Origin of the sequence: Rathayibacter sp. VKM Ac-2801, from assembly GCF_009834245.1 — a bacterium.
Taxonomy (GTDB): Bacteria; Actinomycetota; Actinomycetes; order Actinomycetales; family Microbacteriaceae; genus Rathayibacter.
Window position 1 is genome coordinate 2,022,376 of sequence record NZ_CP047183.1, and the last position, 25,246, is coordinate 2,047,621.

Here is a 25,246-nt window from a genome sequence, read left to right on the forward strand (position 1 = left end):
ACCCGGACCACGGAACACTCTGCGGTGCGCCTTCTTCGATTATGACGGTGGACGTGCCACCACGCCCGATCATGCAGGAGCGGCGCACCTCCGTCAAGGCGGCTCGCCGCGCCTGCTCGACCGGCCGCGGGCGGCTCCTGCCTATACTCGGGTCGTCCGCCCCGCCGGATGCCGCACACCGCCAGACGCCCGCCGGGAGGAGCACCGTGTCCGTCCGCGACGGCCTGCTCGCCCTGCTCACGCTCGGCCCCGCCTACGGCCTCCAGCTGCACGCCGAGCTCCTCGACCGTGCGGCGCACCGGCCTCGGATCAACGTCGGCCAGATCTACTCGACGCTGGAGCGCCTGCGCGAGCGGGGACTCGTCGTCTCGGCAGGGTCCACCGACGACGGTCTCCCCCTGCACGCCCTCACCGACGAGGGCCGCGCGGAGGCCGCCGCTTGGCTGACGGGTGACGGAGCGTCCCCCGAGGAGGACTGGGACGACGTCCTCGACCGGGTGCTGCTGGCGTCGAGCCTGTCCGGCGCCGACCTCGCCGCCGTCCTCGACGCGTACGAGAGCTCGTTGCCCGCCGCCGCCGCGGAGCAGACGGAGGAGGAGGACCCGCACCCGCAGCGCCGCCTCGCCGCGATCGCCGCCCGCGTGCGGGAGGAGGCCCTGCGGCGCCTTCTCGAGGCGGCCCGCGACGAGCTCACGGGCGACGGGCCGGGACGGGGCGTGCGCGGGTACGCCCTCGAGCGTCCCCGCCGGGGCCGTCCCGCCTCGAGCCGGGACGAGACAGGCACGGGTGCCGTCGCCTAGGGTGGTTCGCATGTCCCGCACCCCCCTCGGTCTCCGCGTCCCCTCCCGGGCGCGCCGGCGCCTCGTCGCCGCCGGAGCGGGCACGGTCCTCGTCCTGTGCGCCGCCCTCGCCGCCCCGCTCTCCGCGTCCGCCGCCTACGACCCGTCCGACTACCCCTCGTGGTCCGATGTCGAGGCCGCGAAGTCGAGCGAGAGCGCCACCGCCGCCGAGGTCGACCGCATCACCGCCTTCCTCGCCGACCTGCGGGACCAGGCCGCAGCCCTCACCGACGCCGCCATCAGCCGCGCCGCTGAGGCGGACGCCGCGCAGAGCGCTCTCGACGAGGCGACCCAGCGGGTGAGCGCCCTGGAGGAGCGCGCCTCCGCCGCCCGCTCGGACGCCGATGCCGCGAAGGAGCAGGCCGGCCGCCTCGCCGCGCAGCTCTACCGCAACGGCGGGACCGACGCGACGCTCAACCTCCTCATCGGCGGCGACGAGTCGAGCGAGCTGCTCTACCGCCTCGGCACGATGACCCAGCTCACGCAGCAGACCAGCCGGCTCCAGACCGCGGCCCAGTCGACCGAGAACCAGGCCGTCTCCCTCGCCGCCCAGGCCGAGCAGGCCCGGGGCGAGCGCGTCTCCCTCGCCACCGCCGCGGCCGACGCGCTCTCCGCCGCCCGCTCCGCGCAGGCCGAGGCCGACGCCAAGGTCGCCGACCAGGAGAAGTACAGCCAGGAGCTCTACACGCAGCTCGCCTCGCTCAAGAACACCACCGCCGAGATCGAGCGGGAGTACGCCGACGGCCAGGACGCCAAGTCGGCCTTCGAGGAGCAGCAGCGCCTCTCCCGTCTCGCCGCCGAGGCCGAGGCCGCCCGCCAGCGCGCGGCGTCGGCCCCCGCTGCGGCCGCGGCTCCGGCAGCGCCCTCCAACGGCGGAGGTGGAGGAGGAGGCGGAGGACCGGTCGAGCTCGGCAACGACGACCCGACCGGTGCGCGCAACAGCTCCGCCAAGACGATCGCCGCCCTCGGCACCTACGCCGGCCGCACGGACGGCCTCTCCCCCGCGCAGGCCCAGGCCTACGCCCGCACCGCCGTCGGCCGCTTCGGCTGGGGAGCGGACCAGGTCGACCGCTGCCTCATCCCGCTGTGGAACGGCGAGTCGGGGTGGCGATGGAACGCGCTGAACCGCTCCTCGGGCGCCTACGGCATCCCCCAGGCCCTCCCGGCGAGCAAGATGGCCAACTCCGGAGCCGACTACCAGACGAACGCGGCGACGCAGGTCGACTGGGGGCTCTCGTACATCAAGAGCGCCTACGGCTCGCCCTGCAACGCGTGGTCGAGCTGGAACAGCCGCTCGCCGCACTGGTACTGAGCCCGCGCCTCACTTCGCCTGGTCGTAGGAGTCGACGACGGCGACGGTGACCGGGAAGTCGACCTCGCCCTCCCCGAAGAGCGAGCGTCCGGCGCGCACCGCCGCCTCGCGGACGATCGCGGCGACCCGCTCGCCGGCGTCGGCGGGAGCGTGCACGATCACCTCGTCGTGCAGGAAGTAGACGAGGTGCGCCCGGCCGACCGCACCGCCCTCGGCGCGGAGTCGTGCCCGCAGCTCGCCCATCCAGCACAGCGCCCACTCGGCCGCGGTCCCCTGCACCACGAAGTTGCGGGTGAAGCGTCCCCACTCGCGCGCTCGCGGCGCATCGGCCGAGAGCCCCTCGGGGCCGGGCGGCGAGCTGCGCCCCAGCCACGTCGAGACACTCTCGCCGCGCTCCCCCGCCCGAGCCGCCGCCTCGACGTGCGCGACCGAGCGCGGGTAGGCACGGGCGAGCCTCGGGAGCAGCCGCCCGGCCTCCCCGCTCGTCGCCCCGTACATCGCCCCCAGCATCGCGACCTTCGCCCGCGGCCGGTCGGGGACCACGCCGGCGTCGACGATGCCCTGGTAGAGGTCGCGGCCCCGCCCGGCGGCGGCCATCGCCGAGTCGGCCGAGAGCGAGGCGAGGATGCGCGGCTCGAGCTGCGCCGCATCGGCGACCACGAGGCTCCAGCCCGGGTCGGCGGTGACCGCGGCGCGGATCTGCCGCGGCAGCTGCAGCGCCCCTCCGCCCGAGGTCGCCCAGCGGCCGGTGACGACGCCGCCCACCACGTACTCCGGCCGGAACCGCCCGTCGCGCACCCACGCGTCGAGCCAGGCCCAGCCGTTGGCGGTGAGCAGGCGGGAGAGCTTCTTGTACTCCAGGAGCGGCGGCACCGCGGGGTGCTCGATGGACTGCAGCTCCCAGGAGCGCGTCGACTCGACCGGCAGTCCCGCGCGCCGCAGCGCCTTGAGGAGCTCGGCCGGCGAGTCGGGGTTGAGCTCCGGCGCGCCGAGCTCGTCGCGCAGGCGGACGGCCAGCGCCTCCAGCCGGGCCGGGCGGCCGCCGAAGAGCGGTCGGGGGCCGAGCATCCCGGTGAGCACCCGGTCGTGCACGTCGGCGCGCCAGGGCAGTCCTGCGTGGGCGATCTCGCGCGCGATCAGCGCACCCACGGACTCCGCCGCGAGCAGCAGGCGGAGCCGGCCCGCCTCGGCGGCGCCGGAGAGCGCCTCCTCCTGCCGGGCCAGCTCGAGGACGGGGTCGAGCTCGTCGGAGCCGCCTGAGGCCTCCTCGAAGCCGATCAGCGTGTCCAGCGCGGCGGGGGCGGCGGCTCCCGCGTCCCACGCGTCGAGGGGCGACCGCGCGAGAGCCGATCCTGCGGAGGCGACGGAGCGGCGGAGGATCGCGCGGGCCAGCCGGAGGTCGTGGCACCGGGCGACGACCACGCCGGCCGACAGCAGGGCGGGGTACCAGCGCGCGGTGTCGTCCCAGACCCAGCGCGGGCGCTCCGCCTCCCGCTCCCGGACGAACGCCGCCAGCTCGGCCGGTCCCCGACCGCTCCCGGCCTCGGCGCCGCCGACGGGGTCGAGCGCCCGCCACGCCCCGGTGGGGCCGCCGACGAGTGCGAGGAGCATCGGGCCATTCTCCCCCGCGGCGGACGTGGAGACCGCCGCCGCAGGGACGGCCGGGCTCCCGATCTCGACGGGGGTCACGGCGACGGCCGCGAGGGCGGGTAGCCGGGGAAGGGCTTCTCCTGCGCCGTCGGCGGCTGATGGGCCCAGAGGGCGGCCGCGATGGTGTCCATCGAGCGGGAGTAGCCCACGAGCGTGCGCCTCTCCGGCTCGGCCGCCCAGGTCACCGCGCGGAACCAGGTCTCGCGGTACGGGCCGGTCTCGATGCGGCGCACCAGGCCGATCCGGCCGGTGCGCAGGGCGTCGACCATCACCCACTCGTCCTGCCCGCTGCTGCGCAGCATCTGGAGCGGACTCCACTCGATCATCGCGCCTCCCACCGGTCGATCCGCGGCCGTGGCGAGCACGAGCGCCGCGGCGTACACTCGCAGACTATCGAACACATGTTCGAACGGCCAACCGGGTCCGGCGAGTGAACGGGAGCACGACGATGGCGGTGATCGACGAGACGGCGCTGGTCTCGACCGACGGCGAGGGAGTGCCGATCGCGCTCGAGTGGCGGGGCGGGAGCTACCGGGTGACCGATCGGCCGACGGTGTGGACCTGCACGAGCGAGTGGTGGGCGCCCCTCGCGGGGTTCCCGCCGACGTTCGGGCGCACGCCGGTGAGCATCGGCGGCTGGCGCTTCCAGGCGACGGACCTCGCGACCGGCGGAGCGTTCGTGCTCGACGTGGTCGCGTCGACGGAGCCGCAGTGGAGCGTGGTGCGGATCTACGAGTAGTGCCGGCGCGGGGCCGGCCGGGCGGCTACTTGTCGGCCGACCAGGGCGCCCGCGTCATGGCGATGAGTGCCGCGACTCCGGAGACGAGGCCGACACCGGCGATGGCGGACACGACGAGCCAGAGAACGAGTTCCATGCCGCCAGTCTACCGAGCCCCGGAGCGGATCCTCTCCGCCCCGCATCCATCCCCCGGCTATGGAATAGCCTGGGCAGAGTGACCGACGCCCCCACCCGCGCGAGTGTCGGACTGCGCTCGGAGCGCGGCCCGATCCTGCTGTCCCTGATGATCTCGACCGCTCTGGTCGCCCTCGACGCCACGATCCTCTCGACGGCCGTGCCGTCCATCGTCGCCGACCTCGGCGGCTTCGAGCAGTTCCCCTGGCTGTTCTCGATCTACCTGCTGGCCCAGGCCGTCTCGGTCCCCCTCTACGGCAAGCTCGCCGATGTGATCGGGCGCAAGCCCATCATGCTGATCGGCATCGCCCTGTTCCTGGTCGGCTCGCTCCTGTGCGGCCTCGCCTGGAGCATGCCTGCGCTCATCGCGTTCCGGGCCCTGCAGGGCCTGGGGGCCGGAGCGATCCAGCCGATGGGCATCACCATCGCCGGCGACATCTACACGGTCGCCGAGCGCGCGAAGACCCAGGGCTACCTCGCGAGCGTCTGGGGCATCTCCTCGGTCGTCGGGCCGACCCTCGGCGGCGTGCTCTCGGACCTGGGCGCCTGGCGCGGCATCTTCCTCGTCAACATCCCCCTGTGCCTCCTGGCGGCGTTCCTCCTGATCCGCAGCTTCCGCGAGACCACGCGGGGCGAGAAGCAGCGGATCGACGTGGCTGGCGCCTCCGTGCTCGCCGTGGGCACCGCGCTGCTCATCCTCGGACTGCTCGAGGGCGGCAGCGCCTGGCCGTGGCTCTCCCCCGCCGGAGTCGGCGTGTTCGTCGTCTCGGCCCTCGCGTTCGCCGGCTTCGTCGCGATCGAGCGGCGCGCGGCCGCCCCGGTGCTCCCCCTCTGGGTCCTCACGCGGCGCGTGCTGATCTCGACCAGCCTGGTCTCGGTGACCGTCGGCGCGATCACGCTCGGCGTCACCTCGTACTTCCCGACCTTCGCGCAGGGCGTGCTGGGAAGCTCCGCCCTCGGCGCGGGATTCGCCGTCGCCGCGATGACGCTCGGCTGGCCGGTCGCCGCGAGCCTGTCGGGCCGGCTCTACCTGCGCATCGGCTTCCGCAACACGGGCTTCCTCGGAGCGGGGCTCGTCGTGATCGGCACGGCGCTGACCGTCCTGCTCGGCTCCTCCTCGACGCTGTGGGAGATCGCCGGCTTCTGCGTGCTGATCGGCGCCGGCATGGGGCTCGTGGCGACTCCGACGCTGATCCGGGCGCAGTCGAGCGTCGACTGGAACGAGCGCGGAGTGGTCTCCTCGACCAACTTCTTCGCCCGGAACATCGGCAGCGCCGTCGCCGTGGCCGTGTTCGGCGCGATCGTGAACGCGAAGGCGGGCGGCGGCGTCCCCGCACCCGCGGACCTCGCCGAGGGCACCCGCTTCGTCTGCATCGCGCTGACGGTCCTCGCCGTGGGCATGCTCGCCGCGGTCTGGGCCATGCCGAAGGAGGGGCGCCCCGCGCCCGACGAGGATCGGGCAGCGAAGGCCGAGCCCGACCCGGCCCGGCCGGACGCCGTCCAGCCCTAGTCGTCCGCGGAGTCGTCAGCCGGAGCGGCGCGCCGCGGCCGTCGCCCGCAGGCGGTCGCGGTGGGTGCGGCGCACGCGGTGCGTCCAGCGCTGCAGGGACGATCCCATCCCGGGATGCCGCGCCAGCGTGTGCAGAGCGCGGTCGAAGCGGCGGAGCATGTCGGCGAAGGCGTCGAAGGGACGCGCCGAGATGCCGACCTCGAGGTGACGGTCGAGCACGATCCGGTGCCGGAGTCCCAGGTGCACGCTGATCTCGACGTCGTCGTGCACGTAGGCGTCGTGCCGGTGCATCTCCTCCGCGATCTCCTCCCACGCGGACCGGCGGACGGCGCAGTTCGAGCCGAACAGCGGCCAGTTGGCCAGAGCCGACCCCATCAGCACGAAGTAGGCGTCCATGTAGGCGACCCGCGCGATCGCCCGGGCGATCGGGCCGAGCTCGTCGAAGCGACCGGGACCGGTCACCGCTCCGACCTCGGGATCGGCGAAGTGACCGGCCAGACGCGCCAGCCAGTCGGGTCCCGGGCGCGAGTCCGCATCGAGCCGCGCGAGGACGTCGCCGTGCGCCTCGTCGAAGCCGTGCGCCGTGCTCGCCGGGATCCCGGCGCCGTCGTGCCGCACCACCCGCGCGCCCGCCGCCCGGGCGACGGCAGCACTGTCGTCGGTGCTCCCGTCGTCGACCACGACGATCTCGAACGGAGCGAGCGTCTGCTCGCGGAGGAGCTCGAGCAGCTGCTCGAGGTGGCGGGCGTCGTCCTTCACAGGGACGACGACCGAGATGCGCCGGTGATCCATCCGCCCAGTCAACGGGATCGGGGCGTTCAACGGCGACACCGCCACGCGTCTCGGGCCGGCTCGGCCGCCGTCGGCCTCCTCCACGAGCCGGCGGACCGGCGCGAGTCCCGACCACGGCGCCCGCCCGCCGGGTACTCTCGAAGGGGTGCTCCGGCGGGCGGGGCGCCTGCTCCGGGATGTAGGTGACGCACGTGTGGTTCCGGCGTCGACGCAGGTTCAAGATGGAGCCGTACGACCCCGATGAGAACCCGTCGCGCGAGCCGGCCTCCGTCGAGGAGGCCGCCGAGGAGGGCCTGATGCTCGCGCAGTACGCGAGCCGGATGGCCGTGAAGAACCGGGTGCTGATGGACGGCCTCGGCGCCGACGTCCCCTTCGACTCCGGCCGCTACTCCGTCGTCGCCGCTGAGGAGCTCGAGAAGCTGGCGCGCGAGTCCGAGGCGGCCGCCGAGCGCCTGCGCGGCATCGCCGCCGATGTGACCTCGGTGGGCGGCCGCTCCGATCACGTGCACGACTACCGCTCCGCCGACGTCGACAACCTCGACCATCGCGAACGGCTCTCGCTCCTGGTCGCCGACTCCCTCCACCGCCGGGCACAGGACGAGGAGTACCTCGCGACGCTCGTCGACGACGCCCGCCAGGACGCGTGGCGCGAGCTAGCGCAGTCGATCGAGGAGACTCTCGACCGGACCTCGCGGATCGACCCCGACGACGAGGAGTACCGCCGCGACCGCTCGGTGCGGATGGCGCTCGTGGTCGTCGACGATCTGGTCAAGCTGGCGGAGGAGCGCGGCGTCAGCCTCGAGGACTGACGGGCTCGGCGGGGGCGGTCCGACGCCGGGATCGGCCGGGGCTCAGGCCCAGCCGGCGCGGAACGACTCGGTCGCCTCGGCGGAGCGCTCCCGGACCGACTCCAGCAGCTCCTCCATGGTGGAGCTGCGGAGGAACACAAGGCGGTCGAGCTCGGTGACCGGTGCGACGCCGGCGAGCTGCCAGGCATGCGCGGCCGGATCCTCCGCGAGCTCGACGACCGCGCCGTAACGCTGCTCGACGAACTCGCTGGCGACCGCCAGTGCCGTGCGGACCGCCGACTCCGCTGCGGCCAGCGCGGGGGCGTGCTTCTCGTCCCACTCCAGATCGGGCAGGAGGCGGACCTCGGCACGCGGGTACGGGTCGTCCTCGTACCAGCGGACGACCTCGAAGCGCTCCTCACCGACGGAGTCCAGCGTGACGAACGACTCCGCACCGTCGATGTTCAGGATGCGCGCGCGGGCGCCGACCGCGAACCGCTGGTCACCGCCGCCCACCTCCTGGCCGCGCTCGATGAGCACGACGCCGAACGCGAGGGTCTCGTCCTCGAGGACGTCGCCGAGCATCCGCAGGTACCGCGGCTCGAACAGCCGGAGCGGGAGCGGCATGTGCGGCAGGAGCACGGAGCCGAGCGGGAACATCGGAAGATCAGGCACGAGTTCAGGCAATCACGTCGAGCGGAGAGCGGCCAGTACGGGCGCGGCGCGTCGGGACGTGCTAGCGCATCGCGCCACCGCATCACAGGGGGTCGCGCCACGACCGAGGAGCCGCGGGACGCGGGCACCGGACGCGCGCGGATACTCGCCACCGACAGGAGGATCCCCGACGGTCCCGTCGGTCCGACGCGGCTCCCGCGCAGACTGTCCCCATGGATCTCGCCGAACTCCGGGCCGTCGTCCGCGGGGACCTGGCCGCCAAGGGCCACGCCTCCGACCGGCTCACCGTCCTCGTCCTCCGACTCGGGCAGTACTCGAGCTCCCGGAGGACCCGGCTCCCCCTCTACATCGTCTACCGCCTCGTCGATCTCGTCTGGACCCGCATGATCGTCGGAGCCGAGCTGCCGCCGACCGCTCAGGTCGGGCCCGGCCTGCGGCTGCCCCACTGGGGCCGCGGGGTGATCCTGCACCCGCGCACGGTCATCGGGAGGAACGCGTTCATCTACCACGGCGTCACCATCGGCGAGTCGAAGGGCCGGACTCCCGTCATCGGCGACGACGTATACATCGGCGCCCGCGCGACGATCGTCGGGGCCGTGACCGTCGGTGACCGGGTGCGGATCGGAGCCGGCGCCGTCGTCGTCCGCGACGTCGCCTCCGACTCGTCCGCGGTCGGCGTGCCGGCGAGGACCGCCTCGGCGGCGTCCTGAGGCGCTGCCCGTCGGTCTGACGGGGCCGGACCGCCCGCACGCTCCGACGAGACCGACATCACGACGATGCCCGACCCGACGCTGGAGGGACGGAACCGCCGCTGGTGGAGCGGAGTAGGGCGTACGGGACTTGAACCCGTGACCGACGGATTATGAGTCCGCTGCTCTGACCGGCTGAGCTAACGCCCCGCGGCGGCCGTCCGAGCGGCCGTCAAGTGGCGGCGGGTGCGGACGCAGCGTCGGAGGCCGGATCGGCCACCGGCTCCCCACGATACAGGCTCTCGAAGGTGCTGATCGTGCGGTTGATGTCGTGCGCGGCGACGATGCGGAGGGACGCGCGCTTCATCGCCTCGAAGTCCTCCTGATCGGCCGTGAGCACGGCGGTGAGGCGCTCGGCGAGGGCCTCGGCGCTGCCCGGCGCGAAGAGGTAGCCGTTCTCGCCGTCGTGCACGAGGTGCGGGAGGGCCATCGCGTCGGCGGCGACGACGGGGAGGGCCGAGGCCATCGCCTCCATCGTCGCGATGCTCTGCAGCTCGGCGATGGACGGCATGGCGAAGACGGTGGCGCGGGTGTACGCCTCCTTCAGCTCGGCGTCCGAGACGTAGCCGGTGAAGCGGACTCGGTCGGCGATGCCGAGGGTCGTGGCGAGCTGCTGGAGGTTGCGCATCTGGTCGCCGCCGCCGACGATCTCGAGCTTCGCGTCGAGCGCCGAGTCGAGCAGGGCGACGGCGCGGAGCAGGACGTCGATGTGCTTCTCGCCGGTCACGCGGCCGACGAAGAGGATCGAGTTGCCGGCGCGCGCTTCGAAGTCGGGCGTGTAGTTGTCGGCGTCGATGCCGCAGGAGATGGCGTGGACGCCCCGGAGGCCCGTGTACTTCTCGAGGAACTGCGCGGCCTTGCGGGTCGGCGTGGTGACCGCCTCCGCCCGGCCGAAGGTGCGGCGCGCGGCCCGCCACGCCATCGCCACGGCCTTCGCCTGCACGGCCTTCGGCAGGAGGGTGAACTCGAGCATGTTCTCGGGCATGAAGTGGTTCGTGCCGACGATGCGGATGCCGCGCTTGGCCGCCTCGATCCCGAGGCCGCGGCCGACGATGATGTGCGACTGGAAGTGCACGACGTCGGGCTTCACCTCGTCGAGGATGCGCGCGCTGTTCTGACGGATCCGCCACGGCATCGCGAAGCGCAGCCAGTCGTGCGGGTACCAGCGCCAGCTGTAGAGGCGGTGCACGATGATCCGCTGGCCCTCGTGCGTCTCGACCCGGGTGCCGCTCCAGCCGTCGGCCGACGGGGCGACGACGTGCACCTCGTGGCCGCGCTGCGCGAGACCGGCGGCGAGGCGCTCGGCGAACTTCGCGGCTCCGTTCACGTCGGGGGCGAAGGTGTCGCAGCCGATCACGACCGTCAGCGGTCGGGAGTCGGGCGATCCCGGTCGGGACGCGTCGCGGGGATCTGACACGGGAGGTCCTATCGGTGTCGTGCCGCTCGGGGAGAGAAGGGAGCGATCGGCGGAGGTCGGTCGGTTTCGGGGCTCTCGGCGCGGACCCATTGTAGGCAGAGGAGTCCTCACCACCCGGGATCCCGCGCCGTCAGCGCGCCTGCGGGTGGTGCTTGGCGAGGAGGAAGACGCCGTAGATGGCGACGGCGCCGGCCGCGATGAAGAGCGGGATCGCCCACGGGGCCGCGTACTGCGCCTCTCCGAGCACGACGATGCCGATCGCGACGGCGACCAGCGGGTCGATGACGGTGAGGCCCGCGACGACGAGGTCCGGCGGGCCGGAGGAGTAGGCGTTCTGCACGAAGTACCCGCCGAGGGCGGTCGCGGCCAGGAGCGCCACGATGCAGACCACCGTCAGCGGGTCGAACTCGCCGTACTTGATGCGGTTGAGCACGACCTTCGCGAGCGTCGCGACGAAGCCGTAGACCACTCCGGCGCCCACGATGTAGAAGATCGCCTTCGCTCCGCGGCGGAAGACGCGGAAGGCGATGACGAAGACCGTGAGCACCACGGCGAGGATCACGAGGATCGTGATGAGCTCGGGCGTCTGGATGGACTTGTCGACGGCGTTGAACGCCGCCACGAGGACGAACGTGCCGACACCCCCGACGCAGAGCACGATCGCCCGGATCGACGCCGCGTTCAGGCGCACCCGGCTGACCCGCGCGTTCACGACCGCGGTGATCACGAGCGCCACCGCTCCGAGCGGCTGCACCACGATGAGCGGGGAGAAGCCGAGGCTCGTCAGCTGGAAGACGATCGCCAGGCCCAGGAGCAGGGTGCCGATCACCCACGAGGGGCGCGAGAGCAGGGCGACCAGCTGGCCGCCGCTGAGGCCGGAGGAGCCGGAGCGCTTCGAGAACCGCTCCACCTTCGCCACTCCGCGGTGCTGGAACTGCGCGCCGAGGGAGAGGAACACCGCGCCCACGAGGGCGATCGGGATGCCGATGAACTTCGCCGGGTCGTTGAGGAGTTCGGCGAGATCGGCGGGCATGGGGACGACCCTACCCAGAACGCCTCCGGGAGTCCTCCGACGCACGGGTGAGGGGCTGAGCCCAGCGGATGATCCTCGCGGACCCGGTCGGCGGGCCCGCGGTACCCTGTCCCCCATGGCCGTCCTCCCCATCCGCATCGCCGGCGACCCCGTCCTGCACTCCCCCGCCGCCCCCGTCACCGAGTTCGACGACACGCTGCGCACCCTCGTCGCCGACATGTTCGAGACGATGGACACCGCCCCCGGAGTCGGCCTCGCCGGCCCTCAGGTCGGGGTCCCGCTGCGCCTGTTCGTCTACGACTACGCCGACGACGACGGCACCCCCCGCCGCGGCGTCGCGATCAACCCCGAGCTGTTCGTCACGCCGACCCCGCTCGGCGAGGCGGACGAGGACACGGATTCGGAGGGGTGCCTGTCCTTCCCCGGCGAGCGCTTCCCGCTCCGCCGCTCCGAGCGCGCGATCCTCCGCGCGGTCGACCTCGAGCAGGAGCCGTTCGAGATCGTCGCGGACGGCTGGTTCGCGCGCGTGTTCCAGCACGAGTTCGACCACCTCGACGGCGTGCTCTACATCGACCGCCTCGAGCACGACTACCACAAGCCGGTCGCGAAGATCACCCGCAAGCGCGGCTGGGGCGGCCCCGGCGTCTCGTGGCTGCCCGGCGTGGAGCACCTCGAGGACTGACGCGGGCCGCGAGTCCCCGAGAGTCGTCGCACTCGAGCCCGAGTGCAATAACTCCTGCAGACTCGGGAGGCGGGCGGGCGGCCTCACTGCTCGCGGTCGGCTTCCCGAGGAGGTGCGTTCCGCGGAGCGGGTCCTGTCGGGCTAGCCGGGAAGCCCTGACAGGTCGACCCCGTGCACGCCGTTGTGGTGGCGGATCGCGGGGAACGAGGCGGTGACGCTCCGGCCGACGCCGGGCGTCCGCTTCTCGGTCACGTCGCCGCCGAAGAGGGCGGCGCGCTCGCGCAGCTCGGCGAGCGCGGGGCTGTCGATGCGCTCGGTGAGCGAGCGGAGATCCGCCTCGAGAGCGCTGGCGTCCTGCTCCGCCGCGCCGTGCTGCTCGCGGTCGTCGTCGACCTCCACCCGCAGGCCCGTGGTCGTCCACCGGGAGCTGATGCGGACCTCGGTCCCTGCACCGCCGGACTCCAGGGCCGAGTCGAAGGCGTACTCGAGCACCCGGAGGACGGCCACCTCGGCGCCGTCCTGCAACGGGAACGGCTCGCCGAACGACTCCTCGCGGACGCTCAGGCCGCGCTCGCGGGCGCCCTCGATCAGGGGGACGGAGCCGCCGGTGCGCGGCAGCTCCCCCGGATCGACGGAGGCGACGGTCGCGATGCGGCGCAGCTGCGCCAGCGAGGCCTCGGCCGCCCGCACGGCCCGCTGCGCCGATCGCGCGGCCGCGGCCGGGTCGCGGTCGATCGTGAGCCGGACGCTCTCGGCCTCCTCGACGACGTGCGCGGCGCTGCGGACCGCGAGCTGCTCGAGCTCGCCGACGATGCGGAGCCTCGCCTCCTGCTCGCCGACCGCCAGCTCGAGGCGGACGACGCGCGCCGCCTCCTCCGCACGGCTCTCGGCGGCACGGCGCTCGGCGCCGACGGCGCGGCGCCACAGCACGACGACCGCGACCAGGGCGATCAGGGCGAGGACGAGGACGACTTCGAGCACGACGGCCTCCGGGGGACGGGACGGGTTCGGCACGGGAGTGCCGGAGAGAGATCGTACCCGCGCCGCGGACGGCGGACCTGAGGCCGCGGAGGGGGTTGCGGACCCGGACTCAGCCGTCCGAGCGCACGGAGCGGGTCACGGTGAAGCGGCGGTCGCGCGCCACCACCGTGGTCGGCCCGACCGCGCGGCGCAGCTCGGCCGGGTGCGCCAGATGGGAGTTGAAGACCGTCCAGAGCACGCCCCCGGGGCGCAGCACGCGGCCGGCCGCGCGGAGCATGCGCCGGGCGACGAGGTCGGTGACGGCTCCGTCGGAGTGGAACGGCGGATTGCAGAGCACGGCGTCGACCGAGGACGGCTCCAGGGTCGAGGCGTTGTCGTCGCGGAGGACGCGGACGGCGAGCCCGTTGGCCGCCGCGGTCGCCCGGGCGGACTCGACCGCGGCACGGGAGGTGTCCGTCGCGGTCACGGCGAGGTCGGGGCGGGCCCGGGCCACCACGGCGGCGAGCACGCCGGTCCCGCAGCCGAGGTCGAGGGCGGTGCCCGCGGGGAGGGAGTCGAGGTCGAGGGCCGCGAGGAGGGCGCGGGTGCCGAAGTCCAGTCGCGCGCCGGCGAAGGCTCCCGGCAGCGCGACGACCTCGAGGTCGAGCTCGTCCAGACGGCGCCGCTCGGGCACGGGCGCGGGCGGCTGGTCGGGGAGCGCGCCGCTCGCGAGCAGGGCGCGCGACTTCTGCCGGGCGAGGGAGACGTCGATCCGCTCATAGCGGGCGGCGAGCACGTCGTTCATCGTGCGGGTCATGTGCTTGATGCGGCCGGCGCCGATCAGGGTCGCGGCCGGATTCGCGAGTGCCGTCTCGGCCGCGACCGCGGCCAGGGCATCGAGCGAGCGCGGCAGACGCAGGAGCACCGTGTCGGCGTCGCGGACGGCCTCCGCGACGGAGTCGACGATCTCGATCGGCGCGGGATCGACGCCCGACGTGCGCACCGTCTCGAGGTTCTGCGCCAGAGCGCGCTCGGCGGTGATCGAGTCCTGCACGACGCGCACGGCACGGCCGTCGGCGGCGAGGCCGAGGCTCAGCGCCCCGTAGGCGTCCCCGATCACGGCGAGGCTGCCCCGATCGGCGGCGAGGTCGAGCAGCAGCCGGTCGCTGGCGTCGACGGCGACGAGATCCGGAGCCTCGACGTCGGGGCGGCGGCGCAGGAGGGCGAGCACGTCCTCGCGCATCGCGCCTCCGATCGTCGATCCGAGCGGGCCGTCGAGGGCGACCGCCCGCGGGCACGAAAAAAGGGCCCGAGAGTGGAGTCCCGGACCCTTCGCTCCCCGACTTGGACTCGAACCAAGAACCTACCGGTTAACAGCCGATTGCTCTGCCAATTGAGCTATCGAGGATCATCCGACCACCCGGAGGCGATCAGCGCGGTACTACTTTAGCAAACTCTTCGCGAACGCAAAATCGGCGCCGCACTCAATAGCCCGAGCCCGGGTCGACGCGGCCGACGAACGGCTCGCCGGCGGCGGACGCGGCCACGTTGGCGCGCACGCGCTCGGCCAGGAGAGGCGCGGTGATCTCGGGGGTGTCCGCGCTGTGGGGCGTGATCAGGCACCGGGGCTCGCTCCAGAGCGGATGCCCGTCCGGCAGCGGCTCGGGGTCCGTCACGTCGAGGGCGGCGCCGGCGAGACGGCCCTCGGCGAGGGCCGCGACGAGCGCGTCCGTGTCGACGAGGCTCCCCCGTGCGACGTTGACGAGCACGGCGTGAGCGGGGAGCCGTGCGAGGAGACCGGCGTCGACCATCCGCTCCGTGCCCGAGGTGGCGGCGGCGGCCAGCACCAGCACGTCGGCCTCCGCCGCGGCCTCGGCGAGCCGCGACGTCGGCAGCGTGCGCTCGGCGCCCTCCACCGGCTCGCCGCCGCGGCGGACGATCGTCACCCGGCAGTCGAAGACGTCGAGCAGCCGCAGGAGCTCGCGAGCGATCCCTCCCGCTCCGACGATCACCACGGAGGCGCGGTGCAGCGTGACCGCCTTCTTCGGCCCCCACGACTCGGCGCGCGCCCGCTCCGGCAGCGAGCGGAGCAGCGCCAGCACCAGCGCGAGCGCGTGCTCGGCCACCGGTTCCGCGTAGGCGCCCTTGGCGCTGGTCCAGACGACGTCCTCGCGGGACGCGGCGAGCACGGGCGCGAAGACGTCGACGCCGGCCCAGGGCAGCTGCACCCAGCGGATCGACGGGTGCTCCTCCAGCACCGCGGCCAGCTCGTCGGTGCGGCCGTAGGACAGCCAGAGCAGCGCGTCCGGACTCTCGTCGAGTCCGACGACCACTCCCCCGCCCGACTCGACCGCCTCGGCGAACACCGGCTTCGGCCGCGGGAGCACCGCGACGCGCGGGACGGTCACTGGTCGGCCGCCTCGACGCGCTGCGCTCGAGAGGCGTCGAAGCGCTCGTACTCGGCGAAGGCCGCTCCGAGCTCGCGCACGTAGGGGTGCCGCGCCTCGATCAGCACGTCCAGCAGCGGACCGTAGGCGACGACCTCGCCGCCGACGAGCACCGCGATCCGGTCGGTCGCCCGGCTCAGCACGTCGATGTCGTGGCTGACCACGACGGCCGCGAAGCCCTCCCGGCGCCGCAGGTCGGCGAGGAGGTCGACGATCGACTCGCGCACCGTCGCGTCGATGCCCGAGGTCGGCTCGTCGGCGATCAGCACCTTCGGCCCGAGCACGAGCGAGCGGGCCACGGCCACGCGCTGGCGCTGCCCACTGGAGAGCTCGTAAGGGTAGCGGTCCAGGAGGAACAGCGGCAGGTGCACGGAGTCGAGCAGCGTCGCCACCCGCACCGCCGCCGCCTTCGGGTCGTAGTGGCGGTCGCGGACGAAGATCGGCTCGGCGATCAGCTCCGAGACGGTCAGCTCGGGGCGGAGGGTCGCGCCGGCGTCCTGCGCGAGATGCGCGACGTCGACGGTGAAGCGCTTGAGCTCGCGGGCGGGGAGCGAGCGGAGCCGGTGCCCCGCGACCGTCGCGTCCCCGCCGATGATCACCGGGCGCGTGCGGCCGCCGTCGTGTCCCAGGCCGTCGCCGCCGAGCACGCGCGCGAGGGTGGACTTGCCCGAGCCGCTGCCGCCGAGGATCCCGAGCACCTCGCCCGGCTCCACCCGGAGGCTCACTCCCCGCAGCGCCGTCCACCGGCGGCTGATGCCGCGCGGCGGGTACTCGACGCTGAGGTCGTCGACGACGATGGGGGCCGGATCCCCGGTGGTCCGGCTCACGCCCGGCGCTCCGCCTCGACGATGCTGCGCAGCAGCTCGCGCCTCGAGGCCTGCTCGACCGGGTCGGGCACGGGCAGGGAGGCGAGCAGGCGCTGCGTGTAGGGGTGCTTCGGCGACGCGAGCACCTCGGCTCCCGTCCCCTCCTCGACCAGCTCGCCGCGGTAGAGCACCGCGATGCGGTCGGCGAGCAGGTCGACCACGGCGAGGTCGTGGCTGATGAACAGCGAGGCGAAGCCGAACTCGCGCTGCAGCTCGGCGAAGAGCTCGAGCACGCGGGCCTGCACCGACACGTCGAGCGCCGAGGTCGGCTCGTCGGCGATCAGCAGCTTCGGCTCGAGGGCGAGGGCCCGGGCGAGGCTGGCGCGCTGGCGTTGGCCGCCGGAGAGCTCGTGCGGGTAGCGGTCGCCGTAGGAGCGAGGCAGCTGCACCGCCTCCAGGAGCTCGTCGACGCGGGAGCGCGCCCCGGCGGCGTCGCCGGCCCGTCCGTGCACGATCAGCGGCTCGGCCACGCACTCCGCGATGGTGAGCAGCGGGTTGAAGCTCGACGCCGGGTCCTGGAACACGAAGCCGATGTCGCCGCGGACCGGTCGGAAGGCGCGCTCGCGGATGCCGCGCATCTCCTTGCCGAGGACCGTCAGCGACCCGCCGGTCACCGGCGTCAGGCCCGCGATGGCGCGCCCGATGGTGGTCTTGCCCGAGCCGCTCTCGCCGACGAGGCCGAGCACCTCACCCGCGCGGATGCGCAGCGAGACGCCGTCGACCGCGACGAAGCCGGGGCGGCCGAGCCGACCGGGGTACTGGATCCGCAGGCCCTCGGCGGCGACGAGCGTCTCGGCCTCGGGGGCCTCGGCGCGCTCGACGGCGCGGACGCGGGCGCGCTCGACGCCCTGGCCCACGTGCGGGACGGCGGCGAGGAGCTTCCTCGTGTACTCGGCCTTCGGCGCCGAGAACAGCTCGGAGACCGTCGCCTCCTCGACGAGCTCGCCCTGATACATCACGGCGACGCGGTCGGCCAGGTCGGCGACGACGCCCATGTTGTGGGTGATCAGCACGATCGAGGTGCCGAACTCGTCTCGGCACCGGCGGAGCAGGTCGAGGATCTCGGCCTGCACGGTCACGTCGAGAGCCGTGGTCGGCTCGTCCGCGACGATCAGACCGGGGTCCAGGACCAGGGCCATCGCGATGACGACGCGCTGCTTCTGGCCGCCCGAGAACTGGTGCGGGTAGTAGTCGACCCGCTTCTCCGGGTCCGGGATGCCGACGGTGCGCAGGACGTCGATCGCGCGCTGCCGCGCCTCCTTCTTCGAGACGGAGCCGTGGGCGCGCAGCCCCTCCGCGATCTGCCAGCCCACCGTGAAGACCGGGTTGAGGGCGGTTCCCGGCTCCTGGAAGACCATGGCGACGTCGGTGCCGCGCAGCTCCCGGAGGCGCGCCCTGGGCACGGAGACGACGTCGGTCGCCGCGCTCCCGTCCTTCTTCGAGAGCAGGACCACTCCGGAGGCGGTGGCCGTCTCGGGCAGGAGGCCGAGGATGGTCTTCGCGGTCACGGTCTTGCCGCTGCCGGACTCGCCGACGATCGCCAGGACCTCGCCGCGCTCGACGCGCAGGCTCACCCCGGCAACGGCGCGGACGGCTCCGCGGTCGCTCGCGAAGGCGACCTCGAGGTCGGTGATGTCCACGATCGGACGCGCTGAGGCGTCCCGGACGATGCGCTGGTCGCTCATCGCGTCCCCTCCACTCCGGCGACGGGGTCGTGCCCCGGCGTCTCCAGGCCGTCGGCGGCGAGGACGCCGCCCGGCACGACGGACGTCGCGGCGACGTCGCCGGCACCGGCGGCCACCGCGCGCCGACCGCGCAGGCGCGGGTCGGCGAGGTCGTTCAGGCTCTCGCCCACGAGGGTGATGCCCAGCACCACGAGCACGATCGCGAGCCCCGGGAAGACCGAGGTCCACCAGATGCCGCTCGTGACGTCCGACAGCGCCTTGTTGAGGTCGTAGCCCCACTCGGCGGCCGACGTCGGCTCGATTCCGAAGCCGAGGAAGCCCAGGCCCGCGAGGGTCAGGATCGCCTCGGAGGAGTTGAGCGTGAAGATCAGCGGCAGCGTGCGCGTCGCGTTGCGCAGGACGTGGCGGAACATGATCCGCGGCGTCGACGCTCCGATGACCTTCGCCGACTCGACGAAGGCGTCGCCCTTGATCCGCACGGTCTCGGCCCGGATGACGCGGAAGTACTGCGGGATGTAGACCACGGTGATCGAGACGGCCGCGGCGAAGATGCCGGCCCAGAGGTTCGACTGCCCGCCGGAGATGACGATCGACATCACGATCGCCAGCAGCAGGGTCGGGAACGCGTAGATCGCGTCGCAGATCACGACGAGGACGCGGTCGAGCCAGCCGCCGAGGTAGCCGGAGACGAGGCCGAGGAAGACGCCGAGGAAGATCGACAGGACCACGGCGACGACGATCACGAGGAACGCGGTCTGCGCTCCCCAGATCACGCGCGAGAGCACGTCGTAGCCGCCGACGGTGGTGCCGAGCAGGTGCTCCGCGCTCGGCGGCTCCTGCGCGCCGAACGACTCGCCGCCCGACCGCAGCTGCGAGTAGCCGTAGGGCGCGATGAGGGGGGCGAACAGGGCCACCAGCAGGAAGGCACCGGTGATGATCAGGCCGGTGACGAGCATCCCCCGCTGGAGGCCGACGCTCTGCCGGAGCTGGTGGACGACCGGCAGGCGGTCGACGAGGCGGCGGCGCGGGCGCGCCGGGGAGGTGGTGCTCATGCTCAGTACCTCACTCGCGGGTCGATGAGCGCCGCGATGACGTCGACGATGAAGTTGGTCAGCGCCACGATGACGGCGAGCAGGGCGACGATGCCCTGCACGGCCACGAAGTCGCGGGCCTGGAGGTACTCCGCCAGCTGGAAGCCGAGGCCCTTCCACTCGAAGGTGGTCTCGGTGAGGACGGCGCCGCCGAGCAGCAGGGCGATCTGCAGGCCGATCACGGTGATGATCGGGATGAGCGCCGGCCGGTAGGCGTGCGTGCGGACGAGCCGGAACTCGCTCACGCCGCGCGAGCGCGCCGCGTCGACGTAGTCGGTGCCGAGCGTGCCGATCACGTTGGTGCGCACCAGGCGCAGGAAGATGCCCGCGGTCAGCAGGCCCAGCGCGACGGCGGGGAGCACCGCGTGGGAAAGCACGTCCGAGATCGCGGCCGGGTCGCCGGTCTGGATCGCGTCGATGAGGTAGATGCCGGTCTTGTTCTCGAGGAACTGGAGCGAGAGCTCGGTGCTCGTCGAGGCGCGCCCGGCGACGGGGAACCACTTCAGCCAGACGGAGAACACCAGCTTCAGCAGCAGGCCCGCGAAGAACACCGGGGTCGCGTAGCAGAGGATCGCGAAGATGCGCAGCACCGCGTCGGGCGTGCGGTCGCGGTGGTAGGCGGCGAGCATGCCGAGCGGGATGCCGACCAGGAACGCCACGATCAGGGCGTAGAAGGCGAGCTCGACCGTCGCGGCGCCGTAGGTGAGGAGCACCTCGGTGACGGGGCGGTTGTCGCTCAGGGTGGTGCCGAAGTCGCCCGTCAGCAGCTTGCCGAGGTACTCGAGGTACTGCACGATCAGCGGCCGGTCGTAGCCGGCGGCGGACACGCGCTCGGCGAGCTGGTCCGCGGTCAGGCGGCCGCCGAGGGCCGCCGTGATCGGGTCGCCCGTGGAGCGCATCAGGAGGAACACCAGCGTCACGAGGATGAAGACGGTGGGGATGATGAGCAGGAAGCGGACGAGCAGGTAGCGCCCGAGTCCGCCCCCGGAGCCGCGCGGTCGCCGGGTGGGCGCCGTCGCCGCAGCCGTCGTGGCTGTCGTCACGTGATGCCTTTCGTGGAGAACGGCCGGCGCCTCCTGTCGGGGAGGCGCCGGCCGCGAGGGGGGTGGATCAGCCCTTGCTGAGTGCCGCGTAGCGGAACTTGAACGAGGCGTCGAGGGTGTCCTCGGCTCCGCTCACGGTGCTGCCGACGACCGCGACCTGCGAGCCCTGCAGGTAGGGGACGGTCGAGAGCTGCGCCGCGACCTTCTCCTGGATCTGCTCGATCAGCGCGGTGCGCGCGTCGGCGTCGGTGGTCGAGACCTGCTGCGCGATCAGGCTCTGCACCTCGGCGTCGTCGAAGTGGTTCGCGAGGAAGTTCTCCTTGATGAAGAACGGCGAGAGGTAGTTGTCGGCGTCGGGGTAGTCGGGGAACCAGCCGAGCTGGTACGCCGGGTAGACGTCGCTCGAGCGGTCCTTCGAGTACTGCACCCACTCCGTGGTCTGCAGGTTCACGGTGAAGAGGCCGGTCGACTCCAGCTGGTCCTTGATCAGCGCGTACTCGTCGCCCGAGGACGGACCGTAGTGGTCGTTCGAGTACTGCAGGTTGAGGGTGACCGGAGCGGTGACGCCGGCGGCCTCGAGGGTCGCCTTCGCCTTGTCCGCGTCGGGCGCGCCGTTGCCGTCGCCGTAGAGCGACTTGAGCGGCTCGACCGCGCCGGTCAGACCGGCGGGGACGTAGGAGTAGAGGGGGGTGTAGGTGCCCTTGTAGACCTGGTCGGCGATCTCGTCGCGGTCGATCAGGTCGGCGACGGCCTGGCGCACGGCGAGGGCCTTGGCGCTGTCGGCCTCGCCGGTGGTCGCGCCGAAGGGCTGGGTGTCGAAGTTGAAGACGATGTAGCGGATCTCGCCGCCGGGGCCGTCCACGACCTTGACCGTGTCGTTGCCGCGGAGGTCGTCGATGTCCGTCGCCGAGAGGCTGCGGAACGCGACGTCGATGTTCCCCTCCTGGATGTCCAGCTTGAGGTTGGACGAATCCGCGTAGTACTTGACGTTGACGGTGTCCGTCTTCGCCTCGCCGAGAACGCCCTGGTAGTCCGGGTACGCCTTGTACTGGATGAGGTTGTTCACGTCGTAGTTCGCGATCGTGTACTGGCCGGCGAAGGCGTCGCCCGAGACGATGTCGGCGTCCGCGGTCAGCTCGTCGGCCGAGAAGACCTCCTCGTCCACGATCGGGCCGGCGGGGCTCGAGAGGATCTGCGGGAAGGTCTGGTCGTTCTCGGACTTGAGCGTGAAGACCACGGTCGTGTCGTCCGGAGCCGCGACGCTGTCGAGGTTCGCAAGGAGCGAGGACGGGCCGTTCTCCGCCGCGATTCCGACCTGGCGGTCGAAGGAGAACTTCACGTCGGAGGAGGTGAGGTCGTGGCCGTTGGCCCACTTCAGTCCCTCCTTCAGCTTCACGGTGTACTCCGTGGGGGCGGTGAACTCCGCCGACTCGGCGATGTCGGGCTCGACGTCCGGGCTGCCGTAGGGGGTGTTCATCAGGAACGGGAACACCTGGTTCATCACGGCGAAGGAGCCGTTGTCGTAGGAGCCCGCAGGGTCGAGGGTCGTGATCTTGTCGGTGGTGCCGATGGTCAGGGCCCCTCCGGCGCTGCCGCCGGACGAGTCGTTCCCGCCGGCGGCGCAGCCCGTCAGCACGAGCGCGACCGCGGCGAAGCCTGCGGCGGCGGCCAGTGCACGGGTGCCGCGAGTGGATGCGGAATTCATCTCCGTCTGCCTCTTCCTGTCAAGGATGGGATGCGGGCGCGCTCCGGGCGCGCGGACTCTCGGCACACAGATCTCCTGTGGGCTGTGGCGTCACGACACTGGACGCCCGCATTGCTGTTCCTCATAGGTAACACAGTTGTGAGCGCTCTCCGAACCGGCACGGGCGTGCGGCCGATTTCTTCACACGACCGCAACACGCTCACTCCGTGCGCAGCGCCCGCTTCTCGCGCTCGAGCTCGACCAGGCGCACCTGCACCGCGCGCGCCATCACCGGATCGGCGGACGCGCGCTGCAGCGCCCCGCGCAGCTCGGCGATCTCGCGGAGCAGATCGCGCTCGATGAGCGAGATCGCCACGTCGCGGGAGTAGCGGGCGAGCCCCTCCTCGTCGGCGGCCGGGATCGGCGCCACCGCGAGCTGGCGCACCAGCGAGGCGAAGGGACCGGGGACGTCGTCGGCGACGTGCTCGACCCAGTCGCGGTCCTCCGCCCGCTCGAGGTTCGCGACCACGGCGTCGCGGACCACGCGGAGGGTCTCGTTCGTGACCGCAGCGTGCGCCGCCCGGGCCAGGAGCTCCGGGCCCATCGCCTGGGGCAGCTGGAGCATCGCCATCAGCGCCTCGCGCTCGATCCGCGTGACGACGTCGACGGGCAGATCGGCGATGCGCGCGCCGAGCGGCGCCTCGGCCGCGGGCGACTCGCCGCTGCCCCGTCCGCCCTGCTGATCGCGGCCCTCGGGTCCGGAGGAGCGGGGCCGGGATCCGGCGGAGCGCACGGCGGAGTTGACCTCGGCCATGTCCAGGCCGAGCATCCGGGCGAGCTCGCGGGAGTAGCCGGGCCGCAGCGCCGGGTCGCGGATCTCGGCGACGACCGGGGCGGCCGCGCGCAGAGCCGCGATCCGCCCCTCGACCGTCTCGAGGTCGTACCGGTCGAGCAGCTGACGGATCACGAACTCGAACATCGGCTTCTTGTCGTCGATGAGGCGGCGGACGGCGTCGTCTCCGCGGTTCAGGCGGAGGTCGCAGGGGTCCAGGCCCTCGGGCGCGACGGCGACGAAGGTCTGCGCGGCGAAGCGGTGCTCCTCCTGGAACGCGCGCATCGCGGCCTTCTGCCCCGCCGCGTCGGGGTCGAAGGTGAAGACGACCTCGCCGACCCCGCTGTCATCGCCCAGCACCCGGCGCAGCACCTTGATGTGGTCGACGCCGAAGGACGTGCCGCAGGTGGCGACCGCGGTGGTGACGCCGGCGAGGTGGCAGGCCATGACGTCCGTGTAGCCCTCCACGACGACCACCCGGTGCCCGCGGGAGATGTCGCGCTTGGCGAGGTCGAGCCCGTAGAGCACCTGGGACTTGTGGTAGACGGGCGTCTCGGGGGTGTTGAGGTACTTGGGGCCCTTGTCCTCCTCGAGGAGGCGGCGGGCGCCGAAGCCGACGGTCTGGCCGGTGACGTCGCGGATCGGCCAGACGAGGCGGCCCCGGAAGCGGTCGTAGACGCCGCCGCGGTTGTTGCTGCTGACCAGGCCGGCCGTGGTCAGCTCCTCCTCCGAGAAGCCGCGGCGCTTGAGCGCGGTGGTGAGCCCGTCCCAGCCGTCGGGCGCGAAGCCGACACCGAAGCGGTCGGCGGCGGCGCGGTCGAAGCCCCGCTCGCCGAGGAAGCGACGGCCGACGTCGGCGCCGGGGGTCGCCAGCTGCTCGCGGAAGTACTCCTCCGCGGCGTCGTTCGCGGCCAGGAGGCGCGCGCGCCCGCCGGTCTCGGGTGCGCGGCCGTCGCCGTCCTCGTACTGCAGCGGGAAGCCGATGCGCCCGGCGAGGCGCTCGACGGTCTCGCTGAACGAGCTGTGGTCCATCTTCATGACGAAGCTGTAGACGTCGCCCGACTCCTGGCAGCCGAAGCAGTGGTAGAAGCCGGCCTGCGGGCGGACGTGGAAGCTGGGGCTGCGCTCGTCGTGGAAGGGGCAGAGGCCCTTCAGCGAGCCGATGCCGGCCGACTTCAGCGTGACGTACTCGCCGATCACGTCGCCGATGTTCACCCGCGCCTTGACCTCCTCGACATCTGACTGTCGGATCCGAGGCATGGGGTCCATCGTATCGGCCGCCGGGGCCGCCGAGCCGGGGTGGGGAGAACTGCTGGCGGCCCGGTCGCGACGGCGGTGGCTACGTGCGGTCCGAGCGCGCGGGCGCCGCGGCGATCTCGGCGGCGACCTCGTGCAGGGCCGAGCGGACGACTCCGGCGGCGTCGTCGAGCGGCCTCGAGGAGGCGACGAGGAAGGAGCGCGCGGGGCGCCGGGCGGCGTCGACGGGCACGGCGACCACACCGCGCGGCAGTCCTGCGATCGCGAGAGCCGGGACGGTCGTGACGCCGAGCCCGGCCGCGACGAAGCCGAGGCGGCTGCTCCACGCGTCGATCTCGGCCACCACCCGCGGCCGCTCGGCGTCCGGCCAGACGCCGAACTGCGGCTCGCCCCTCCCCCCGCGGCCGACCACCCAGTCGGCGTCGGCCAGGTCGCGGAGGGAGAGGCGCCGGACGCGGGCCCAGGGGTGGTGGTCGGCGACGGCGAGGTGCAGGGCGCCGGAGGGCAGGACCTCGGTCTCGAGCCCGGTCAGGTCGTGCTCGTCGGGCTCCGTGCCGACCGCGACGACGGCCAGGTCGAGGCGTCCGGCGCGGAGGCGGCGCAGCTGCACCGGCGTGGAGGACTCGAGGAGGACGATCTCGATCGCCGGGTGGTCGCGGCGCACCCGGGCGATCGTCTCCGGCGCGAGGCGCATCGCGGTGGTCGGGAACCCGCCGAGGAGGACCCGTCCGAGCAGAGGCCGGTCCAGGGCCGCGACCTCCCGGGCGGCGGCGTCGAGGTGGTCGAGCACGGCCGCGCTGTGACGGGCGAGGCCGAGAGCCGCGGCCGTCGGGACGACTCCCCGCGGGCCGCGCTGGAACAGCGGCACTCCGGCCGCCTCCTCCAGCGCCGCGATCTGCTTCGAGACGGCCGACTGGGTGAAGCCCGTCTCCTCCGAAGCGCCGGTGAAGGATCCCGTGCGCAGCACCGCCACCAGGGCGCGGAGCAGCTGCGGGTGCACGTCGAGGGGCATCGGGCCAGT

23 protein-coding genes and 2 tRNA genes are annotated in these 25,246 nt (G+C 73.1%); 7 read left to right on the forward strand and 18 right to left on the reverse strand.

Going from position 1 to position 25,246, the window contains the following annotated elements:
* The first annotated feature begins 206 nt into the window (after window positions 1-206).
* Both GSU45_RS09320 and GSU45_RS09325 read left to right on the forward strand, forming a co-directional pair.
* Window positions 207-800: a PadR family transcriptional regulator gene (locus GSU45_RS09320; RefSeq protein ID WP_159914449.1), complete on the forward strand. Its 594-nt coding sequence runs from the start codon at window positions 207-209 to the stop codon at window positions 798-800.
* Window positions 801-810: 10 nt separating this feature from the next.
* The gene (locus GSU45_RS09325) at window positions 811-2,151 is read left to right on the forward strand and encodes a hypothetical protein (RefSeq protein ID WP_244248076.1); all 1,341 of its coding nucleotides are present in this window, start codon (window positions 811-813) and stop codon (window positions 2,149-2,151) included.
* 9 nt (window positions 2,152-2,160) lie between these two features.
* Here the strand turns inward: GSU45_RS09325 and GSU45_RS09330 are convergent, their stop codons facing one another.
* Together GSU45_RS09330 and GSU45_RS09335 are read right to left on the reverse strand one after the other, a co-directional pair.
* A complete protein-coding gene (locus GSU45_RS09330; RefSeq protein ID WP_159914450.1) occupies window positions 2,161-3,762 on the reverse strand; it encodes a bifunctional 3'-5' exonuclease/DNA polymerase in 1,602 nt (533 codons plus the stop codon).
* A gap of 74 nt (window positions 3,763-3,836) precedes the next feature.
* Window positions 3,837-4,127 (reverse strand): hypothetical protein, encoded by a 291-nt coding sequence (locus GSU45_RS09335; RefSeq protein WP_146076962.1) that lies wholly within the window; start codon window positions 4,125-4,127, stop codon window positions 3,837-3,839.
* Window positions 4,128-4,231: 104 nt separating this feature from the next.
* Here GSU45_RS09335 and GSU45_RS09340 point away from each other — a divergent pair, with 104 nt between their 5' ends.
* The gene (locus tag GSU45_RS09340; protein ID WP_159914451.1) at window positions 4,232-4,540 is read left to right on the forward strand and encodes a hypothetical protein; all 309 of its coding nucleotides are present in this window, start codon (window positions 4,232-4,234) and stop codon (window positions 4,538-4,540) included.
* A gap of 283 nt (window positions 4,541-4,823) precedes the next feature.
* A complete protein-coding gene (locus tag GSU45_RS09345; protein WP_159917021.1) occupies window positions 4,824-6,224 on the forward strand; it encodes an MDR family MFS transporter in 1,401 nt (466 codons plus the stop codon).
* Window positions 6,225-6,239: 15 nt separating this feature from the next.
* On the opposite strand, the gene GSU45_RS09350 is transcribed toward GSU45_RS09345, so the two are convergent.
* Entirely contained in the window at window positions 6,240-7,016 is a 777-nt protein-coding gene (locus GSU45_RS09350) for a glycosyltransferase family 2 protein (protein ID WP_159914452.1), read from the reverse strand.
* Window positions 7,017-7,237: 221 nt separating this feature from the next.
* Here GSU45_RS09350 and GSU45_RS09355 point away from each other — a divergent pair, with 221 nt between their 5' ends.
* Window positions 7,238-7,825 carry a hypothetical protein gene (locus GSU45_RS09355; protein ID WP_104223455.1) on the forward strand — a complete coding sequence of 196 codons (588 nt, stop codon included), beginning with the start codon at window positions 7,238-7,240 and terminating at the stop codon, window positions 7,823-7,825.
* A gap of 42 nt (window positions 7,826-7,867) precedes the next feature.
* Here the strand turns inward: GSU45_RS09355 and GSU45_RS09360 are convergent, their stop codons facing one another.
* A complete protein-coding gene (locus GSU45_RS09360) occupies window positions 7,868-8,479 on the reverse strand; it encodes an LON peptidase substrate-binding domain-containing protein (protein WP_244248077.1) in 612 nt (203 codons plus the stop codon).
* Window positions 8,480-8,691: 212 nt separating this feature from the next.
* On the opposite strand from GSU45_RS09360, the gene GSU45_RS09365 reads away from it, so the two are divergent.
* Complete coding sequence (locus GSU45_RS09365) at window positions 8,692-9,189, forward strand: serine acetyltransferase (RefSeq protein ID WP_159914453.1); 498 nt, start codon at window positions 8,692-8,694, stop codon at window positions 9,187-9,189.
* Window positions 9,190-9,304: 115 nt separating this feature from the next.
* Here the strand turns inward: GSU45_RS09365 and GSU45_RS09370 are convergent.
* The 3 genes from GSU45_RS09370 to GSU45_RS09380 all read right to left on the reverse strand — a co-directional run bounded on the left by GSU45_RS09370 (window position 9,305) and on the right by GSU45_RS09380 (window position 11,678).
* Window positions 9,305-9,378 (reverse strand) — tRNA-Ile (locus GSU45_RS09370).
* A gap of 22 nt (window positions 9,379-9,400) precedes the next feature.
* On the reverse strand, window positions 9,401-10,645 hold the full coding sequence (locus tag GSU45_RS09375) for a glycosyltransferase (RefSeq protein WP_244248078.1): 1,245 nt from the start codon (window positions 10,643-10,645) through the stop codon (window positions 9,401-9,403).
* Window positions 10,646-10,775: 130 nt separating this feature from the next.
* Window positions 10,776-11,678, reverse strand: coding sequence for a DMT family transporter (locus GSU45_RS09380; protein WP_104223451.1), 903 nt, complete (start codon window positions 11,676-11,678; stop codon window positions 10,776-10,778).
* Window positions 11,679-11,793: 115 nt separating this feature from the next.
* Between GSU45_RS09380 and def the strand changes: the two genes are divergently transcribed.
* Window positions 11,794-12,360, forward strand: coding sequence for a peptide deformylase (gene def / locus GSU45_RS09385; RefSeq protein ID WP_159914455.1), 567 nt, complete (start codon window positions 11,794-11,796; stop codon window positions 12,358-12,360).
* A gap of 141 nt (window positions 12,361-12,501) precedes the next feature.
* On the opposite strand, the gene GSU45_RS09390 is transcribed toward def, so the two are convergent.
* The 11 genes from GSU45_RS09390 to GSU45_RS09440 form a co-directional block, all read right to left on the reverse strand.
* Window positions 12,502-13,341 (reverse strand): hypothetical protein, encoded by an 840-nt coding sequence (locus GSU45_RS09390; protein WP_159914456.1) that lies wholly within the window; start codon window positions 13,339-13,341, stop codon window positions 12,502-12,504.
* Window positions 13,342-13,450: 109 nt separating this feature from the next.
* Window positions 13,451-14,563, reverse strand: a complete 1,113-nt coding sequence (locus tag GSU45_RS09395) for a class I SAM-dependent methyltransferase (RefSeq protein ID WP_159914458.1) — start codon at window positions 14,561-14,563, stop codon at window positions 13,451-13,453.
* 92 nt (window positions 14,564-14,655) lie between these two features.
* Window positions 14,656-14,728, reverse strand: a tRNA-Asn gene (locus tag GSU45_RS09400).
* A 76-nt stretch (window positions 14,729-14,804) separates the two neighbouring features.
* Window positions 14,805-15,728 (reverse strand): D-isomer specific 2-hydroxyacid dehydrogenase family protein, encoded by a 924-nt coding sequence (locus tag GSU45_RS09405; RefSeq protein ID WP_244248079.1) that lies wholly within the window; start codon window positions 15,726-15,728, stop codon window positions 14,805-14,807.
* On the reverse strand, window positions 15,725-16,594 hold the full coding sequence (locus GSU45_RS09410) for an ATP-binding cassette domain-containing protein (protein ID WP_159914460.1): 870 nt from the start codon (window positions 16,592-16,594) through the stop codon (window positions 15,725-15,727). Before GSU45_RS09410 ends, GSU45_RS09405 begins: the two co-directional genes overlap by 4 nt.
* Window positions 16,591-18,318 carry an ABC transporter ATP-binding protein gene (locus GSU45_RS09415; RefSeq protein WP_159914462.1) on the reverse strand — a complete coding sequence of 576 codons (1,728 nt, stop codon included), beginning with the start codon at window positions 18,316-18,318 and terminating at the stop codon, window positions 16,591-16,593. Before GSU45_RS09415 ends, GSU45_RS09410 begins: the two co-directional genes overlap by 4 nt.
* Window positions 18,315-19,370: an ABC transporter permease gene (locus GSU45_RS09420; protein ID WP_104238213.1), complete on the reverse strand. Its 1,056-nt coding sequence runs from the start codon at window positions 19,368-19,370 to the stop codon at window positions 18,315-18,317. The genes GSU45_RS09415 and GSU45_RS09420 overlap by 4 nt, the downstream gene beginning before the upstream one ends.
* Before the next feature lie 2 nt (window positions 19,371-19,372).
* Window positions 19,373-20,452 (reverse strand): ABC transporter permease, encoded by a 1,080-nt coding sequence (locus GSU45_RS09425; protein WP_159914464.1) that lies wholly within the window; start codon window positions 20,450-20,452, stop codon window positions 19,373-19,375.
* A 67-nt stretch (window positions 20,453-20,519) separates the two neighbouring features.
* On the reverse strand, window positions 20,520-22,157 hold the full coding sequence (locus GSU45_RS09430) for an ABC transporter substrate-binding protein (RefSeq protein WP_159914466.1): 1,638 nt from the start codon (window positions 22,155-22,157) through the stop codon (window positions 20,520-20,522).
* A 199-nt stretch (window positions 22,158-22,356) separates the two neighbouring features.
* Entirely contained in the window at window positions 22,357-24,228 is a 1,872-nt protein-coding gene (gene dnaG / locus GSU45_RS09435; protein WP_159914468.1) for a DNA primase, read from the reverse strand.
* 79 nt (window positions 24,229-24,307) lie between these two features.
* The gene (locus tag GSU45_RS09440) at window positions 24,308-25,237 is read right to left on the reverse strand and encodes a LysR family transcriptional regulator (protein WP_159914470.1); all 930 of its coding nucleotides are present in this window, start codon (window positions 25,235-25,237) and stop codon (window positions 24,308-24,310) included.
* Window positions 25,238-25,246 lie beyond the last annotated feature (9 nt).